The organism is Kitasatospora purpeofusca (genome assembly GCF_034043715.1).
Classification (GTDB): domain Bacteria; phylum Actinomycetota; class Actinomycetes; order Streptomycetales; family Streptomycetaceae; genus Kitasatospora; species Kitasatospora purpeofusca_A.
In genome coordinates this window covers 13,163-29,524 of the sequence record NZ_JAXCLC010000091.1, presented here as the reverse complement: position 1 = coordinate 29,524, position 16,362 = coordinate 13,163, and the positions used below count along the sequence as shown (strand labels likewise).

The window sequence follows — 16,362 nt, the reverse complement described above, 5'->3', positions numbered from 1 at the left end:
CGGGGGGGGGGGGGGGGGGGGGGGGGGGGGGGGGGGGGGGGGGGGGGGGGGGGGGGGGCCCCGGGCCCCCCCCCCCCCCCCCGGCCGCACCGGGGTCATAGGGTCCCGGGGTCACGGCTCAGCGACACCTTGTAAAAATGATCATCAAATGATGCTTCGACATCTCCCCGTGGTGACCTCGCAGCCCTACGCTCAGTCGATATGACTGCTGCAATATCCGCCGACGGTATCCGTCAGCGGTACGGGGACGTACAAGCCGTCGACGGGGTGTCACTCACCGTCGAAGCCGGCGAATTCTACGGAATCCTGGGCCCGAACGGCGCCGGGAAGACCACCACACTGGAAATCCTGGAGGGGATCCGCAAGCCCGACGAGGGCCGGATCGAGCTGCTGGGCCTGGCGCCCTGGCCGCGCAACCCCAAGCTGCTGCGGCGCATCGGCGTCCAGTTCCAGGCTTCCGCCTTCTTCAACCGGCTCACCGCCCGGGAGACCATCCGCACCTTCGGCTCCTTCTACGGCGTCGGGCCCAAGCGCGCGGACGCGATGCTGGAGCGGGTCGGCCTGACCGAGTCGGCCGGGGTGATGACCGACAAGATGTCCGGCGGCCAGGCCCAGCGGCTCTCGATCGCCTGCGCCCTGGTCCACGGACCGGAGCTGGTCTTCCTCGACGAGCCCACCACCGGCCTCGACCCGCAGGCCCGCCGCAACCTCTGGGACCTGCTGCGCGACATCAACGCCGAGGGCCGCACCGTCGTCCTGACCACCCACTACCTGGACGAGGCCGAGGTGCTCTGCGACCGCGTCTCGGTGATGGACCGCGGCCGGATCCTGCGGACCGGGGCTCCCGCCGCGCTCATCCGCGAGATCGACGACACCGTCCGGATCAGCGTGGAGTCCGGGCAGCTGCCCATCGAGACCGCGCGCGAACTGCTCACCGCCGCCGGGACGGAGACCACCTCGCTGGAGGACGACGGCGTCTCGCTCTCGGTCTCCACCCGCCTGCCCGCGCCGGTGCTCTCCGTACTGGCCGACCGGGGCGCGCTCCGGGGCCTGGAAGTCCGCGGCGCCACCCTGGAGGACGTCTTCCTCCAGCTCACCGGACGGGAGTACCGCGCATGACCGCCGAGCCCACCACGGCCGCGCCCGCGCAGGCCCCCGCACCGGACAGCACTCCCCCGGCCGAGCGCGAGCGGGTCTCCGCCTTCGCCAGCCTCTCCCGGGTCATGATCGTCGCCTTCCTCCGCGACCGCAGCGCCCTGTTCTTCGTGCTGCTGTTCCCGCTGATGTTCCTGATGCTGTTCGGCACCCTGCTCAAGGGCGCCTCCAGCCCCCATGCCAAGGTCGAACAGGTCGGCGCCGTCCGGGTGCTGGACTCCGTCCAGGGCGAGGCCCGGAGCGGCCTGGAGCAGGTGCTGACCATCACCAAGGGCGACGACGAGGCCGCCGCCCTGGAGAAGGTCCGCAAGGGCGACCTCGACGCCATGATCAAGGAGGGCCCGGACGGCAGGGTGGTGGTCCGCTACAGCGCCGCCGACCAGGTCCGCTCCGGCTCCGTCCAGGGCATCGTCAACTCCGTGGTCCAGCAGGCCAACCAGGCCGCCACCGGCAGGCCCCCGGCCTTCGTCATGGAGAGCAGCCAGGTCGAGGACGGGTCGCTCAAGCCGATCCAGTTCCTCACCCCCGGCCTGCTCGGCTGGGCGGTGGCCACCGGCGCGGTGTTCGGCGCCGCGCTGACCCTGGTCGGCTGGCGGCAGAAGAAGGTGCTGCGCCGGCTGCGGCTCGCCCCGGTGAGCGCCGGGTCGGTCATCTCCTCCCGGGTCGCGGTCTCCGTCCTCACCGCGCTGACCCAGACGGCCGTCTTCCTGGTGGTCGCGACCACGCCGTTCTTCGGACTCAAGCTCACCGGCGACTGGTGGCTGATCGTCCCGCTGGTGGTGTGCGCGACCGTCGCCTTCATGTCCATCGGCCTGCTGGCCGGTTCGCTCGCCAAGACCGAGGAGGCGGCGAACGGCATCTCGCAGATCATCGTGCTGCCGATGTCGTTCCTGTCCGGCTCGTTCTTCCCCACCGACGACATGCCGGGCTGGCTCAAGGCGATCTCCGAGGCGCTGCCGCTGCGCCACCTGGTGAACGCCTCGCAGTCGGTGCTCTCCCGGGGCGGCGGCGTGATGGACGCGCTGCCGACGATGGGCGGCCTGCTGCTGTTCGCGGCCGTGCTGACCGGTATCTCCTGGAAGCTCTTCCGCTGGGAGGACTGACCGCCCGCCCCTCCCCCGGCCGGCCCGTGCGGGGTCGTACGCCTCGGGTCCTGGTCCCCAGGTCCCGGTGTACGGCCCCGCCGCCGTCTGCGACCATGGTTCGGTGAACGAGATCCGGCGTGGCACGCTCAGCGAGGAGACCTTCTTCGAGCAGGTCGGTGGCGAACCGACCTTCCGGCGGCTGGTCCACCGGTTCTACCAGGGCGTCGCGGGGGACGAGTTGCTCCGGCCGATGTACCCCGAGGAGGACCTCGGCCCGGCCGAGGAGCGGTTCGCGCTCTTCCTCATGCAGTACTGGGGCGGCCCGCGCACGTACAGCGAGCAGCGCGGCCACCCCCGGCTGCGGATGCGGCACGTGCCGTTCAAGGTGGACCGCGCGGCGCACGACGCCTGGCTGAGGCACATGCGGGTGGCCGTGGACGAGCTGGGACTGCCGGCGGAGGCCGAGCAGCAGCTCTGGGACTACCTCACCTACGCCGCCGCCTCGATGATCAACACCGAGGGCTGACCAGGGCCTCGGACCGGCGCCCGACGGCGGCGACCACAACGGGCTGACGAGGACGTCGGACCCGCACCGGACCCGCACCCCGGCCGCGGCGACCTCGAAGGGCGGCGACTACGAAGGGCGGACCGGGCTGAGGCCCAGGCCCGCGCCGGGCGCCGCCGCGGTGCGGAGGGCCACCGAGCCCGCCGGGGCGGAGAGCCGCAGCCAGCCGCCCGCCCGGTGCACGGTGAGTGGCGCCACCGGGTCCAGGAAACCGATCACCCGGGCCGCGTGGGCGGCGCGCAGCGGCAGTTCGGGCAGTGCGGTGACCGGGCGGGACCAGATCTCGTCGGCCAGCGCGTCGAGCACCGGCCGGGTCCGGTGGTGCTCCGGGACGGCCTCGCTGCGCTCACGGAACTCCCGTACGGCGGCCATCACTTCGCCGTACACCTGGGCCGCGGGCGGGTCGCCGACCGGCCGCCAGCCGGTGCGCGGCGGCAGCAGCCCGGCCCAGGCCGGGCCGGTGACCGGTCCCGGCAGGGCGAGGGTGTTCGCCCCGGTGTCGACACCGTCCAGCAGCTGCCCGGCCGAGACGGTCAGGTCGACCGGCCCGTCGAGCCCGGCCAGCCTGGCGGTGCGCACCGCCAGCACACCGGAGCCACCCAGCGGCAGCCGCCCGAAGACGGCCAGCACGCCGCTGCCGTCCGGTTGCGGGACGCCCTGCGACCGGACCGCCGCCGCCCGGTCGAAGCGCAGCAGTCGGACCAGGAAGGCGGCCAGGTCGGCGGCCTCCCCGGCGTCGGCGAGGGCGAGGGTGGCGGTGCTGTTCAACGCTGCGGCTCACATCCGGGGCATCGGGCGGGCGGGGCATCGGGCGGGCGGGGCATCGGGCGGGCGGGACGGTCGGGCGGGCGGGACGGTCGGGCGGCGGGTACGGGCGGGCGGCGGGTACGGGCGGGTACGGGCAGGGGTGCGGTCGGCCGGGTGCGGTCAGACCGCGACGGCCGGCTCCTCGTCCACGAACCGCGACAGGAACTCCCGCTCCACCGGGCTTATCCGGCGCGGCCGGCCCTCGGCCAGGTCGTAGGGGACGACCACGGTCGAGGCCCGGACGTAGACCGTCTCGGTGCCGTCGTCGGCGGTGTCCTTGATCTCGTAGGAGACCGTCAGCGAGGCGCCGCCGATCCGGGTCACCCAGGTCTCGATCGTGACCGGCTCGGGCCGGTGCACCAGCGGGCGCTTGTAGTCGATCTCGTGGCGCGCCACCACCGAACCGCCCGCGAACTCGCCGGCGCCGGCCTCGGCGGCCTGGGTGAACATGAAGTCGATCCGGGCCTCCTCCAGGTAGCGCAGGAAGACCACGTTGTTGACGTGCCCGAAGGCGTCCATGTCGGACCAGCGCAGCGGGCAGGCGTAGATGTGGCGTGACACGGGTGTTCTCCTAGACGTCCGGTGCCCGCCGGCGTTCGGGTGCCGGTCGGGCCGCGGCCCGGCAGGCCCACCCCCGGTGGGGCGGATCTGCCGGGCCGTCGTCATGGCTGACTGTCAGCCGCGGGTCAGCTTCTTGTAGGTGGCCCGGTGCGGACGGGCCGCGTCGGAGCCCAGCCGCTCGACCTTGTTCTTCTCGTACGAGTCGAAGTTGCCCTCGAACCAGAACCACTTGCTCTCGCCCTCGTAGGCGAGGATGTGGGTGGCGACCCGGTCCAGGAACCAGCGGTCGTGCGAGATGACCACGGCGCAGCCGGGGAACTCCAGCAGCGCGTTCTCCAGCGAGGAGAGGGTCTCGACGTCGAGGTCGTTGGTGGGCTCGTCGAGGAGCAGCAGGTTGCCGCCCTGCTTGAGGGTGAGCGCCAGGTTGAGGCGGTTGCGCTCACCGCCGGAGAGCACGCCGGCCGGCTTCTGCTGGTCCGGGCCCTTGAAGCCGAACGCCGAGACGTAGGCGCGGGACGGCATCTCGACCTGGCCGACGTTGATCCAGTCCAGACCGTCGGACACGACCTCCCAGAGGGTCTTCTTCGCGTCGATGTTGGCGCGCGACTGGTCGACGTAGCTGATCTTGACCGTGTCGCCGACCTTGACCGAGCCGCTGTCCGGGGTCTCCAGGTCCAGGAGCATCTTGAACAGGGTGGTCTTGCCGGCGCCGTTCGGGCCGATGATGCCGACGATGCCGTTGCGCGGCAGGGTGAAGCTGAGGTCATCGATCAGGACCTTCTCGCCGAAGGCCTTGTTGAGGTTCTCGACCTCGATGACGACGCTGCCCAGACGCGGGCCCGGCGGGATCTGGATCTCCTCGAAGTCCAGCTTCCGCATCTTGTCGGCCTCGGCCGCCATCTCCTCGTAGCGGGCCAGACGCGCCTTCGACTTGGCCTGGCGGCCCTTGGCGTTGGAGCGGACCCACTCCAGCTCTTCCCTGAGCCGCTTGGCGCGCTTGGCGTCCTTCTGGCCCTCGACCTTGAGCCGGGACTGCTTGGTCTCCAGGTACGTGGAGTAGTTGCCCTCGTACGGGTAGGCGCGGCCGCGGTCGAGCTCGAGGATCCACTCGGCGACGTTGTCCAGGAAGTACCGGTCGTGGGTGACGGCGACGACGGTGCCCTTGTACTTCTCGAGGTGCTGCTCCAGCCAGTTCACCGACTCGGCGTCCAGGTGGTTGGTGGGCTCGTCGAGCAGCAGCAGGTCGGGGGCCTCGAGCAGCAGCTTGCAGAGCGCGACCCGGCGCTTCTCGCCGCCCGAGAGCTTGGTGACCGGCCAGTCGCCGGGCGGGCAGCCCAGGGCGTCCATGGCCTGCTCCAGCTGGGCGTCCAGGTCCCAGGCCTCGGCGTGGTCGAGGTCCTCCTGGAGCTTGCCCATCTCGTCCAGCAGGGCGTCCGAGTAGTCGGTCGCCATCAGCTCGGCGATCTCGTTGAAGCGGTTGAGCTTCCCCTTGATCTCCTTGACGCCGTCCTCGACGTTCTCCAGGACGGTCTTGGACTCGTCGAGCGGCGGCTCCTGGAGCAGCATGCCGACGGTGAACCCGGGCGAGAGGAAGGCGTCGCCGTTGGAGGGGTGCTCCAGGCCGGCCATCATCTTCAGCACGGTGGACTTACCGGCACCGTTGGGGCCCACGACGCCGATCTTCGCCCCGGGAAGGAAGCTGAGCGTCACGTCGTCAAGGATGACCTTGTCGCCGTGCGCCTTGCGCACCTTGCGCATCGTGTAGATGTATTCCGCCACGTGAGATCGCTCCGGCGTCGTCGGGAGATATTCGGCTTGCAGCCTTCCATTGTGCCGCACCGGAACCGGAGCCCCGAACGGCTGCTCCCCCTCGACGGCCGCCCGCCCCCGGCGGCCCGCACCGTTCCGCGCCGCCCCGGGCCGCCCTGCCTCGCTCCGGACGCGTAACGGTGCGGTCCGGACGCGCGACGGTGCCGCCCCGGTGCGGTCCGGACGCGCGACGGCCCGGCTCCCCGCACACGTGGTGCGGGGAGCCGGGCCGTTACGGGCGGTTCGGCGCCCGGTACTCCCGGGTCAGTGCCCGGGTCCTACCGGATCGGCCTCCGGCCGGTGCCTCAGGCGGCGTTGCCCTGGCGGCGACGGCGCAGCAGGAAGACCGCGGCACCGCCGGCCACGACCAGACCGCCGGCGACGGCGGCGATGACCGGGGTGGCGTCGCTACCACCGGTCTGGGCCAGACCGCCGGTGGTGCCGGGGGCGGTGCTGGTCGGCGCCGGGTGGGCGGCCGTGGTGGTGGCCGAGGCGGACGGGGTCGCGCTCGGGGTGACGACCGGGGCCGCGGAGGTCGGGGCCGCGGTGGTCGGCGCCGGGGTCGACGGCTTGGTGCTCGGGGTGGTCGCCGACGGGGTCGGGGTCGGGGTCGGCGTGGTCACACTGGTGTTCTTGCAGTCCAGGATGCCCTTGAAGTTCTTGCTGAAGCCGTTCGGGCCGGTGACCGTGATGTCGTAGGCCGTGTCCTCGGCGACCGGGACGACCACGGTCTCGATCTTGCCCGGCTGGACGGTGATGTCCTTGCCCGGCTTCACCGAGACGGTCGCGGCCTCGTCGCCGCCGTTGGCGACGGAGACCTTGACGCCGTTGGCCACGCACTCGACCACGGCGCTGCTGTCGACCAGCGGGCCCTTGGCGGCCTTCCAGGTCGCCTTGGCGGCGTCCTTGACGGCGAGCTTGGTGGAGCCCGCCAGGATCATGGTCTGGCTGTGCTTCTCCGGGGTGTAGCCCTTGCTGAGGAACACGCGGCCGCTGGGCACGACCGTCTCCGCGTTGGCGTTGATGCTCGCGGTGCCGTCCGGGGTGCCGGCCGGGACGTCCAGCCACAGCTGGGTGTCCTTGGCGATCGGACCGGCCAGGTCGGAGACCGGCTTGTTGTCCTTGTCGACCAGCTTGACCTTGTCGGCGGCGTCGCCGGCGAGCGCCAGCTTCACCTCGTTGGCGCTGGAGTTGAGGGTGAACGGGCCGAGCTTGGTGCCCGGCTTGCCCGACACCGAGTCCGGGGTGAGGCTCAGCGAGGGCTTGGGCTCGGCGGCGATGCCCTTGTTCTTCTCGCTGACCAGGTAGTCGCGGAGCTGCTTGGCCTCGGCGTCGACCGGGACGGCGTTCTTGCCGTCGGAGAACTTCCAGATCGCGGCCTGGGTGCCGGCGGCGGCGTCCTCCTTGGTGAGCTCGCCCTTGACGCCGGCGTCGGTGGCCAGCTTCTTGAGGTCCGTCACCTGCGGGTAGGAGTTCTCCAGGATCCAGCGGATCTTGGAGGCGTCCTGGGCCTTCTCCGGGCGGCCGAGCGAGCTCGACTTCCAGTCGGACTCGCGGTACTCGATGGCCTTGGTGATGTCGACCGGGTGGTCGATGTCGATGCAGTACGTCTTGATCTCGCCGTCGGCCGTCTTGAGGGTGAAGAGCCCGCCCTGGATCGAGTGGCTCCCCTCGATGGCGATCTCCTCGCTCATCAGGGTCGGCTGGACCACTGCCGTGACACCGCCGCCCGGCTCGTCGGCCGCAGCCGCCGCACCGGCCGCGAACAGGCCCCCGGCCAGCGCGGTGCTGGTCGCGAGCATGACAGTGGTTATGCGGGGAATCGCCCGCCCCTGCCTCTGGAACATCTTGGGATCCCTTCGGGCCGGGCCATGCCGGTGGGCAGCCCGCCTTGCTTGCCGCGCCCCCTGTGGCGCCGCTTCACGATGTGAACCTGACGAATCCTATGGAGCCCCACGGGCCCGGAAACCCCTATGCGAAATTAGGACGATTCCGTATCTGGATCGTTATCAACCCTCCCACTATCCACACAAGCTGACGGGTAGCCAGAATTACCGGATCATTCCGCTAACCGGAACAGGATTGCGCCCACGGGCGCAACGACCGTCTCGATTCACGTATTTGTCGACAGTCCGACGACCCGTCGGACACCTGCCGGGCCGCTACGGTTCACCTCCGCTTTCCCCCACGGGCGCCGGGTCGTCGCCGCCCTCCACCGCCCGCCGCCCCCGCAGGGCGTCCACGATCCACCCGGGCACCGCCTCGCCGAAGGCCGGCCCGGCGCCGCCGCCCGCCTCCTCCGGCGCCCCGCCCCGGCCCCCCGGCGCCCAACTGAACCTGGCCGTACCGCGGCTCAGATCGTGTCCGACCGAGCGGGCGTCGATCTCGACCCGACTGCGCTTCGCCTCTCCCTCGGCCCACTCCCGCACCCTCAGCCGCCCGCTCACCACCACCGGGTCGCCCTTCGCCAGCGAGTCGACGAGATGGCCCGCCAGCGACCGCCACGCCGTCACCGTCAGCCACTGCGTCTCACCGTCGACCCAGGCCTCCCGCGCCCGGTCGAAGCGCCGCTCGGTCGAGGCCAGCCGGAAGTTCGCCACCGGCACCCCGCCGGGGGTCAGGGCGTACGTCACCTCCGTGGCGACATTCCCGATCACCGTCACCTGCGTACCGTTCAAAGCCACACTCCGTTCTCCCTGTTGCACCGTACGGAATCGACCGGCACACCCGGAGAGTGCGCTTCGCGGGAAATCCGCGCAGCAGCTTTCGGGAATCCTGTGGACAAATCGGGCCTGTGGAAAACCACCGTCGCCCGCAGGGGTGAATTTCGGCCTTTGTACGACCGCCACACCACCGTTCTGCGCGGCCATGACAACAAACGAGGACCGTCACACGGCCCCGGACACCCCCAGGGGTGGCCGTGCCGACCGTCCACGCACGTCATCCGACCGAAGGAACCCGAATACGGTCCCCCACCCGCGTCGGTGCACCCCCGGCCACGGCGCTTTCTCCGTGCCGAATCCATAACGGGTGGGCAGACAGCCCCGTAACGAGTGCACAACGTCCGGCGCCGAAGACTGCCAGACCGCTGCACGCACGGCGTTCACCTGCGATTATCGGACCGCTCCACCGAGGTCGACACACCAACGGCGGTGTCGTAAGACCCGACCGAGGAACGGGGCACCCTTATCCTGTCCCCTGACAGGGCAGGGACCCGCCACCCCCACACCCCATCCCCGGGTACGGGGACGGGCAGCGGGCGCCGCGCGCCCGCCGCCCGATCCCGGCAACGGTCACGCCCTCGCGGGCGCCGCCCGTCCCGCCCCCATAGCTCAGCGGATAGAGCACCCGCCTTCTAAGCGGTAGGTCGCAGGTTCGAATCCTGCTGGGGGCGCCACGCACCTCGCGACGCCGTCCCGGCGGCAGTTCGCGTATTACCCGTACCGGTCAATTGCGGACGCCCCGGCGAGCGGCCGACCGCCCTCCGGCACCCAGCGCGCATAACCCGTGACCATGCGTGTCATGCACTCTCCGAAAAGTCCCCGCGGGGGAATTCCGGTGCCGTAAAGGCCGACCCGGAACGCCCGGCGGCACCGACGCCGAACGCCCGCCGGCACCGGTGCGGAACACCGGGCGGCACCTGCGCGGAACACCCGCCGCCGCCGGCCCGCCGTCAGCTCGCGGCCAGTCCCGCCAGATAGGCGTCCAGCAGTTCCACCTGCCGCTCTGGCGGGAACTCCCCCGGGGCGAACAATGCCTGCACCACCAGTCCCAGCGCGAAGCTCAGCGCACCCGCCGCGAGCCCGTCCGCCCCGGGCCCGGCCGGCAGCTCCCCCAGCCGCTGCGCGTCCGCCACGCACTCCGCCAGCACCCGCCGCGAACGCGCGTACCGCGCCGCGTGCGCCTCGGCCAGTTCCGGATCGGCCAGCGCCACGTCCCAGGAGCCGACCCAGATCCGGTTGCCCGCCCGGCCTGCCCCGTCCAGCGGCAGGATGTCCAGCAGCGCCGCCCGCAGCCGGGCCAGCCCCGCCGCCGGCGGCGGCCCGCCGTCCGTCGGCACCAACCGCCGCGGCCGCTCCTGCGAACGCCGGTCCAGCAGCTCCAGCGCATGCGCGAGCAGCGCCTTCTTGCTGGGGAAGTAGTGCGTCAGCAGCCCGGTGGTGGCGCCCATCTCGGCGGCCACCGCACGCAGCGTCAGCGCCTCGAAACCCCGGGTCGACAACACCCGCCACACCGCCTCCGAGACTTCGGTCCGGCGGGCTTCGTGATCTCCACGGGCTGGCGTCATGGGGTTATCCTACGTACCAAACGTTTGTTACGCATGACGCACCGGTCCGATCGACCCTCGTTGCGAAAGGCACGCCCATGTTCGCCGTCCCCCTCTCCGAGAACGCCGAGCTCCGCCCGCTGGAGCCGTGGCAGGCACCCGAGTACCTGGAGCACATCGAACGCGGCCGCGCCCACATCGATGCCTGGATCAACTGGGCCGGCCTCGCCACCGACCTCGACTCGGCCCGCGCCGTCCTCCAGCGCTACGCCGACCGGCAGGCCGCCGACACCGCCCGGCTGTACGGGATCTGGCTGGACGGCACCCTGGTCGGCGGCGTGATGTTCGTCCAGTTCGACGCCAAGGGCGGCAACTGCGAGATCGGGGTCTGGACCGAGCCCGCCGGCCAGGGCCGGGGCCTGGTCAGCACCGCGGTCCGGCACCTGATCGACTACGCCTTCACCGTCCGCGGCATGCACCGGATCGAGTGGCACAACAAGCCGGACAACCTCCGCAGCCGGGCGGTCGCCCAGCGGATGGGCTTCACCCTGGAGGGCGTGCTGCGCGAGAGCTACCTGCACGACGGCCGCCACCAGGACGGCGAGGTCTGGTCCCTGCTCACCCACGAGTGGAAGCCCCAGGGCGCCCCCACCGGCTGAGCCCGGACCACGACGGCTGAGCCCGGACCAACGGCGACGGGGCCCGGACCGCACCGGCCGAGCCCGGACCGACGACGGCGGGGCCCGGTGGACGACTCCACCGGGCCCCGCGCCGCGTCCGCCCTCAGACGGCCCGCGCCCCCTCCCCGCGCTCCGCCGCCGGCCGCAGCCGCAGCGCCAGCAGCAGGGCCAGCACCATCACGCCGGCCGCCGAGAGGAAGACGGTGTCCACCCCGTCCACGAAGCCCGCCACCGCGTGCTCCCGGGCCGCGCCGGTCAGCCGGCCGACCGCGCTCAGCGGCACCCCGGGCTCGGCCGAGTCGAACACCCGGGCCAGCACGGTGCCGAAGACCGCCGCGCCCAGCGCGCTGCCGAGGGTCTGGAAGAACCGGACGCCGGTGGTGGCCACCCCCAGCTGGTGCGCCGGGGCGGCGAGCTGGACCACGGTGATCAGGTGCCCGATCAGCTGGCCCAGCCCCGCGCCGAGCAGCAGCAGCTCGGCCCGGACCAGCCACAGCGACGTCCCCGGCCCGCTCAGCCCGAGCAGCAGCAGCGCGGTGGCGGAGCAGACGGCCCCCGTGACCAGCACGGCGCGGACCGACACCCCCCGGGCCGTCAGCCGGTCGACCACCAGGCCGACCACGGTCATCCCGACCGCCATCGGGATCAGGTAGAGGCCGGCCGAGGTCGCGGCGACACCCCGGGCGACCTGGAGGTAGAGCATCACGTACATGATCGCGCCCATCATCCCCATCCCGACCAGGCCCTGCAGCGCGAAGCCGATCCGGATCTCCGGGATCCGGAACAGCGAGAGCGGCAGCACCGGTTCGGCGGCGGTGGCCTGACGGCGGAGGAAGAGCACGAACACCAGCACGGTCGCCGCGGCCAGGCCGAGCAACTGCGGGGAGGTCCAGCCGTAGGTCCGGCCGCCCCACTCGGTGATCAGCAGCAGGCCGGTGGCGAAGGCCGCGGCCAGGGCGGCGCCGAGGAAGTCCAGCCCACGCCGGCCGGTCCCGGCGGGCAGCCGCAGGAGCAGCGCGGCCCCGACCAGGACGGCCAGGCCGATCGGCAGGTTGACGTAGAAGATCCAGCGCCAGTCCAGGTGGTCCGCGAGCAGCCCGCCGATCAGCGGACCGACGGCCATGCCGCCGCCGGCGACGATCCCGCCCGCGCCGCCCCGGCCGCCGCCGTCATCGTCCGGGTCCTTCAGCTGGGCCATCACCACCATGGTCACGCTCATCAGGCCGCCCCCGCCGATGCCCTGGACCGCCCGGAAGGCGATGAGCTGCTCCATCGAGCCGGCCGCCCCGCAGAGCGCCGAGCCGAGCAGGAAGGTGCCGACCGCGCCGATCAGCACCCGCTTCGCCCCGTAGAGGTCGCAGAGCTTGCCGTAGAGCGGCAGCAGCGCGGTGGCGGCCAGGGCGAACGCGCTGACCAGCCAGGGCAGTCGGTCGACGCCGTGGACCGGGTCGAGGTCGCGGACGATCGGCACGGTGGCCGCCGACACGATGTTCATGTCGAGCACCGCCAGCACGATCGTGACCAGGCAGAGCAACATGCCCAGCTTGCGCTGCGGCTCGGTCATCAGCGCCGCCGCGGGTGCGGTCGGCGCCGGTTCCGCGGGCGGAACGGTCGGCGGGCCGGCCTGCGGTTCGGTCGCCGGAACGGTCGGCGGTGTCGTCACGGCCATCGGAAGTCCCCCCTGGGATCGCGGAGTCCGGGCGTCGGGACGCCCTGCGCCGAACCGGTTCGGCCCGGCGGCGAGGCACCACCATGGCAGCCTTTTTTGACTCGGTCAATTCTTCTGCCGGGTATATCTTTGATCCTGGTACAGTCACGCCATGACGAGAATCGCGATCGGCACCGACGGGATCGGGACCGAAGGCACCGGGACCGACGGCGCCGGGATGGGCCTGCGGGAGCGCAAGAAGCGGCAGACCGCGATCCGGATCTGGCAGACCGCCATCGCCCTGTTCGCCGAACGCGGCTTCGACGAGGTCTCGGTGGCCGAGATCGCCGCCGCCGCCGAGGTCTCCAAGATGACCGTCTTCAACTACTTCGCGACCAAGGAGGACCTCGTCCTCGGGCCGATGGAGCAGCACATCGGCGAGCCCGCCCGGGTGGTGCGCGAAGCGGCCCCGGACGTCCCGGCGGTGACCGCGCTGCACGCCCACTACGTCGCCGCGCTCGCCGCCTTCGACCCGGCGACCGGCCTGAGCGACCAGCGGCAGGTGATCGACGTGGTCCGGCTGATCCACCGCACCCCGGTGCTGGCGCTGCGGGCGTACGCCGGCTTCGACGCGGGCGCCCGGGCGGCGCTCAGCACCGAACTGCTCGCCCGGGACCCGGCGCACGACCCGCTGAGCGCCCGGGTCGCCGCCGCCCAGCTGCTCGGCACCCAGCTGACCCTGACCGAGGAGAACCAGCGCCGGATGATGGCCGGCGACCGGGCGGCCGACGTCCTGCCCGAGGCCCTGGCCGACGCCGACCGGGCCTTCGCCCTGGCCGCGCAGGGGCTCGGCGACTACGGCGCCACCCGGCCCTGAGCCGCGCCGCCGGACTCTGGGAGAGTGGCCGCACCCACACCCTCCCGGAGGTGCCCATGGCCACCCGGCCGCTGCTGACGCGCGACCGCGCCCCGCTGCCCACCGAGACCGCGGGCCTCAACGCCCACGTCGGCGAGGACGGCGTCGCGGTGCTGGAGTTCGACCGCCCGCACCGGCGCAACGCCGTCACCCTGGCGATCTGGCAGGCCCTGCCGGAGGTGCTGAAGCGGCTGGCCGAGGAGCCGGGCGTGCGCGCACTGCTGGTCACCGGGGCGGGCGGGACGTTCAGCGCCGGTGCCGACATCGACGAACTGGCCGGGGTCTACGGCGATCCGGACCGCGCCGACGCCTACCACGCGGTCAACGTCGCCGCCGAGGAGGCCCTGGCGGCGTTCCCGCACCCGACCCTCGCCGTGGTGCACGGCGCCTGCGTCGGCGGCGGCTGCCAGCTGGCGGTCGCCTGCGACCTGCGTTTCGTCGCCGAGGACGCCCGACTCGGCATCACCCCGGCCAAGCTGGGGGTGGTCTATCCGGCGGTGCCCACCCTGCGGCTGGCCCGGCTGGTGGGCCCGGCCCGCGCCAAGTACCTGTTGTTCTCGGGCGAGTTGCTGTCCGCGCCGGAGGCGGCTGCCCTCGGGCTGGCCGAGCGCGTCCTGCCGCCCGCCGAACTGGACGCGGCGGCACTGGAGTTCGCCCGGCTGCTGACCACCCGCTCGCCGCAGACCATCGGCGCGGTGAAGGCCGCGCTGGCGGTGCCGCCGGAGCGGGCGGCCGAGGCCCTCGCGCCCTGGGAGCGCCGCTCCCGCGAGGCCCCGGACGTCCGCGAGGGCCTCGCCGCCTTCCTCGAACGCCGCCCGCCCCGGTTCTGACCGGGGCGCCCGGAGCGGCTCCGGGTGCGAAACGGAACGGAACGCGCCCGGTCGGAACCGGCCCGGCCGATACGATCATGCGACCGATCCGCAGCCGAACCCGCCTGGAGCACCACCGCGATGACCACCGCGATGACCACCGACCCGCCCGCGACGGCCCGGGCCCGCCGGATCACCGACGGCCTGGAGCCGAAGAACGTGATCATCGCGATGCTGCTCCTGCTCGGCGGCCTCCGCTACGGCTGGACCGGCCTCGCCTGGGCGGCGTTCGCGGCCGTGTTCACCGCCGTGCTCCCGACCCTGTTCATCCACTACGGCATGCGCAGGGGCACCGTCGGCGACCGCCACGTCGGCCACCGGCAGCGGCGGCTGACGCTCTTCCCGCTGATCATGGCCTCGGTCGCGACCGGCCTCGTGGTGATGCTCGCCGCGGACGCCCCGCGCGACCTGACCGCGACGGTGGTGGCGATGCTCGCCTCACTGGTCCCGATCCTGGTGATCACCGTCTGGTGGAAGATCTCCGTGCACACCGCTGTGGCGAGCGGCGCGGCGGTCTGCCTGGCCGTCGCGCTCTCGCCCTGGTGGCTGCTGCTGTACCCGCTGGTCGCGGCGATCGGCTGGTCCCGGGTGGTGCTGCGGGACCACACCACCGCGCAGACGGTCGCCGGCACGGCGGTGGGCGCCCTGTCGGCCGGGCTCACCTTCTGGGCCGCCCGCTGACCCCCGGCCCGGCCGCCGGCGGTCAGCGGATCGGCAGCCCCGAGACGGCCCGGGCGATCACCAGCCGCTGGATCTCGCTGGTGCCCTCGAAGATCGAGTAGATCGCGCTGTCCCGGTGCATCCGCTCGACCGGGTACTCCCGGGTGAAGCCGTTGCCGCCGAGGATCTGCATCGCCTGCGCGGTGACCCACTTGGCGGTCTCGCCCGCGTAGAGCTTGGACATCGAGCCCTCGGCCGAGGTGAACGGCTGGTTGGTGGCGGCCATCCAGGAGGCCCGCCAGACCAGCAGCCTGGCCGCGTCGATCCGGGTCTTCATGTCGGCCAGCTGGAAGGCGACGCCCTGGTTGTCGATGATCGGGCGGCCGAACTGCACCCGGGTCTTGGCGTAGTCCAGTGCCACCTCGTAGGCGGCCCGGGCGATCCCGATCGCCTGCGCGCCGACGGCCGGCCGGGAGGCCTCGAAGGTGGCCATCGCGGCGTTCCGCCCGGACTTGCGGACGCCCTCGCGGGCCCGGGCGAGGCGCTCGTCCAGCTTCTCCTTGCCGCCGAGCAGGCAGTGCCCGGGCACCCGGACGCCGTCCAGCACCACCTCGGCGGTGTGCGAGGCCCGGATGCCGTGCTTCTTGAACTTCTGACCCTGGCTCAGCCCCGGCGTCCCCGGCGGCACCACGAAGGACGCCTGCCCGCGCGCGCCGAGCGCCGGGTCGACGGTGGCCACCACTACGTGGACGGCCGCGATCCCGCCGTTGGTGGCCCAGGTCTTGGTGCCGTTCAGCACCCACTCGTCGGTGGCCTCCTCGTACACGGCCCGGGTGCGCAGCGCGGAGACGTCGGAGCCGGCGTCGGGCTCGGAGGAGCAGAACGCCGCCACCTTGACGTCGTCCGGGGTGCCGAACATCTGCGGCGCCCAGGTGCCGATCTGCTCGTCCGTGCCGTTGGCGAGGACCGCGACGGCGGCGAGGGTGGTGCCGACGATGGACAGTCCGATGCCCGCGTCGCCCCAGAAGAGTTCCTCCATGGCGATCGGGATGCCGACGCCGGAGGGGTCGAAGTACTGCTGGGCGTAGAAGTCCAGCGAGTAGATGCCGAGCTTGGCGGCCTCCTGGATGATCGGCCAGGGGGTCTCCTCGCGCTCGTCCCACTCGGCGGCGGCGGGCCGCACCACGTCGGCGGCGAAGCCGTGCAGCCAGTCGCGGACGGCGATCTGGTCCGGACCGGGGTCCAGCGAGAAGGTGCTCATGGGTGGGTGCCTCCGAAGAAGGGTGCGACCGCGGGAGGGGTCGGCCGAGGAAGGGTGGGACCGAGGGTTCGGCCGAAAG

Annotated in this window: 15 protein-coding genes and 1 tRNA gene; 8 read left to right on the top strand and 8 right to left on the bottom strand. The window is 72.5% G+C overall.

What is annotated here, in order from left to right; translation table 11 throughout:
• Positions 1–201 precede the first annotated feature (201 nt).
• From SM793_RS32630 to SM793_RS32620, 3 genes are all read left to right on the top strand, one after another.
• Complete coding sequence (locus SM793_RS32630; protein WP_320441943.1) at positions 202–1,119, top strand: ABC transporter ATP-binding protein; 918 nt, start codon at positions 202–204, stop codon at positions 1,117–1,119.
• On the top strand, positions 1,116–2,258 hold the full coding sequence (locus SM793_RS32625) for an ABC transporter permease (protein ID WP_320441942.1): 1,143 nt from the start codon (positions 1,116–1,118) through the stop codon (positions 2,256–2,258). Before SM793_RS32630 ends, SM793_RS32625 begins: the two co-directional genes overlap by 4 nt.
• A gap of 103 nt (positions 2,259–2,361) precedes the next feature.
• The gene (locus SM793_RS32620; protein ID WP_320441941.1) at positions 2,362–2,766 is read left to right on the top strand and encodes a globin; all 405 of its coding nucleotides are present in this window, start codon (positions 2,362–2,364) and stop codon (positions 2,764–2,766) included.
• 108 nt (positions 2,767–2,874) lie between these two features.
• Here SM793_RS32620 and SM793_RS32615 read toward each other — a convergent pair whose 3' ends face one another.
• The 5 genes from SM793_RS32615 to SM793_RS32595 all read right to left on the bottom strand — a co-directional run bounded on the left by SM793_RS32615 (position 2,875) and on the right by SM793_RS32595 (position 8,660).
• Entirely contained in the window at positions 2,875–3,573 is a 699-nt protein-coding gene (locus SM793_RS32615) for a hypothetical protein (protein WP_320441940.1), read from the bottom strand.
• A 159-nt stretch (positions 3,574–3,732) separates the two neighbouring features.
• On the bottom strand, positions 3,733–4,173 hold the full coding sequence (locus tag SM793_RS32610; RefSeq protein WP_093860191.1) for an acyl-CoA thioesterase: 441 nt from the start codon (positions 4,171–4,173) through the stop codon (positions 3,733–3,735).
• Between the two features lie 114 nt (positions 4,174–4,287).
• A complete protein-coding gene (ettA, locus tag SM793_RS32605; RefSeq protein WP_320441939.1) occupies positions 4,288–5,952 on the bottom strand; it encodes an energy-dependent translational throttle protein EttA in 1,665 nt (554 codons plus the stop codon).
• 335 nt (positions 5,953–6,287) lie between these two features.
• Positions 6,288–7,784, bottom strand: a complete 1,497-nt coding sequence (locus tag SM793_RS32600; protein WP_320441938.1) for a Cys-Gln thioester bond-forming surface protein — start codon at positions 7,782–7,784, stop codon at positions 6,288–6,290.
• A 360-nt stretch (positions 7,785–8,144) separates the two neighbouring features.
• On the bottom strand, positions 8,145–8,660 hold the full coding sequence (locus SM793_RS32595; protein WP_320441937.1) for a single-stranded DNA-binding protein: 516 nt from the start codon (positions 8,658–8,660) through the stop codon (positions 8,145–8,147).
• Positions 8,661–9,303: 643 nt separating this feature from the next.
• On the opposite strand from SM793_RS32595, the gene SM793_RS32590 reads away from it, so the two are divergent.
• Positions 9,304–9,379, top strand: a tRNA-Arg gene (locus tag SM793_RS32590).
• 276 nt (positions 9,380–9,655) lie between these two features.
• Here SM793_RS32590 and SM793_RS32585 read toward each other — a convergent pair.
• On the bottom strand, positions 9,656–10,270 hold the full coding sequence (locus SM793_RS32585; protein ID WP_320441936.1) for a TetR/AcrR family transcriptional regulator: 615 nt from the start codon (positions 10,268–10,270) through the stop codon (positions 9,656–9,658).
• A gap of 77 nt (positions 10,271–10,347) precedes the next feature.
• Between SM793_RS32585 and SM793_RS32580 the strand changes: the two genes are divergently transcribed.
• A complete protein-coding gene (locus SM793_RS32580) occupies positions 10,348–10,908 on the top strand; it encodes a GNAT family protein (RefSeq protein WP_320441935.1) in 561 nt (186 codons plus the stop codon).
• Positions 10,909–11,032: 124 nt separating this feature from the next.
• Here SM793_RS32580 and SM793_RS32575 read toward each other — a convergent pair whose 3' ends face one another.
• Entirely contained in the window at positions 11,033–12,493 is a 1,461-nt protein-coding gene (locus tag SM793_RS32575) for an MFS transporter (RefSeq protein WP_320441944.1), read from the bottom strand.
• A 256-nt stretch (positions 12,494–12,749) separates the two neighbouring features.
• Between SM793_RS32575 and SM793_RS32570 the strand changes: the two genes are divergently transcribed.
• From SM793_RS32570 to SM793_RS32560, 3 genes are all read left to right on the top strand, one after another.
• Positions 12,750–13,454: a TetR/AcrR family transcriptional regulator gene (locus SM793_RS32570; RefSeq protein WP_320441934.1), complete on the top strand. Its 705-nt coding sequence runs from the start codon at positions 12,750–12,752 to the stop codon at positions 13,452–13,454.
• A 56-nt stretch (positions 13,455–13,510) separates the two neighbouring features.
• The gene (locus SM793_RS32565) at positions 13,511–14,323 is read left to right on the top strand and encodes an enoyl-CoA hydratase/isomerase family protein (protein WP_320441933.1); all 813 of its coding nucleotides are present in this window, start codon (positions 13,511–13,513) and stop codon (positions 14,321–14,323) included.
• A gap of 120 nt (positions 14,324–14,443) precedes the next feature.
• A complete protein-coding gene (locus SM793_RS32560) occupies positions 14,444–15,043 on the top strand; it encodes a hypothetical protein (RefSeq protein ID WP_320441932.1) in 600 nt (199 codons plus the stop codon).
• A gap of 22 nt (positions 15,044–15,065) precedes the next feature.
• On the opposite strand, the gene SM793_RS32555 is transcribed toward SM793_RS32560, so the two are convergent.
• On the bottom strand, positions 15,066–16,283 hold the full coding sequence (locus tag SM793_RS32555; protein ID WP_320441931.1) for an acyl-CoA dehydrogenase family protein: 1,218 nt from the start codon (positions 16,281–16,283) through the stop codon (positions 15,066–15,068).
• Positions 16,284–16,362: the final 79 nt, after the last annotated feature.

Excerpts from the sequence above, each read along its gene's own strand:
- SM793_RS32555 (WP_320441931.1), bottom strand. The coding sequence starts at position 16,283 with ATGAGCACCTTCTCGCTGGACCCCGGTCCGGACCAGATCGCCGTCCGC.
- SM793_RS32560 (WP_320441932.1), top strand. The coding sequence starts at position 14,444 with ATGACCACCGCGATGACCACCGACCCGCCCGCGACGGCCCGGGCCCGC.
- SM793_RS32575 (WP_320441944.1), bottom strand. The coding sequence starts at position 12,493 with ATGACCGAGCCGCAGCGCAAGCTGGGCATGTTGCTCTGCCTGGTCACG.
- SM793_RS32585 (WP_320441936.1), bottom strand. The coding sequence starts at position 10,270 with ATGACGCCAGCCCGTGGAGATCACGAAGCCCGCCGGACCGAAGTCTCG.
- SM793_RS32580 (WP_320441935.1), top strand. The coding sequence starts at position 10,348 with ATGTTCGCCGTCCCCCTCTCCGAGAACGCCGAGCTCCGCCCGCTGGAG.
- SM793_RS32630 (WP_320441943.1), top strand. The coding sequence starts at position 202 with ATGACTGCTGCAATATCCGCCGACGGTATCCGTCAGCGGTACGGGGAC.
- SM793_RS32570 (WP_320441934.1), top strand. The coding sequence starts at position 12,750 with ATGACGAGAATCGCGATCGGCACCGACGGGATCGGGACCGAAGGCACC.
- SM793_RS32625 (WP_320441942.1), top strand. The coding sequence starts at position 1,116 with ATGACCGCCGAGCCCACCACGGCCGCGCCCGCGCAGGCCCCCGCACCG.
- SM793_RS32600 (WP_320441938.1), bottom strand. The coding sequence starts at position 7,784 with ATGCTCGCGACCAGCACCGCGCTGGCCGGGGGCCTGTTCGCGGCCGGT.
- SM793_RS32565 (WP_320441933.1), top strand. The coding sequence starts at position 13,511 with ATGGCCACCCGGCCGCTGCTGACGCGCGACCGCGCCCCGCTGCCCACC.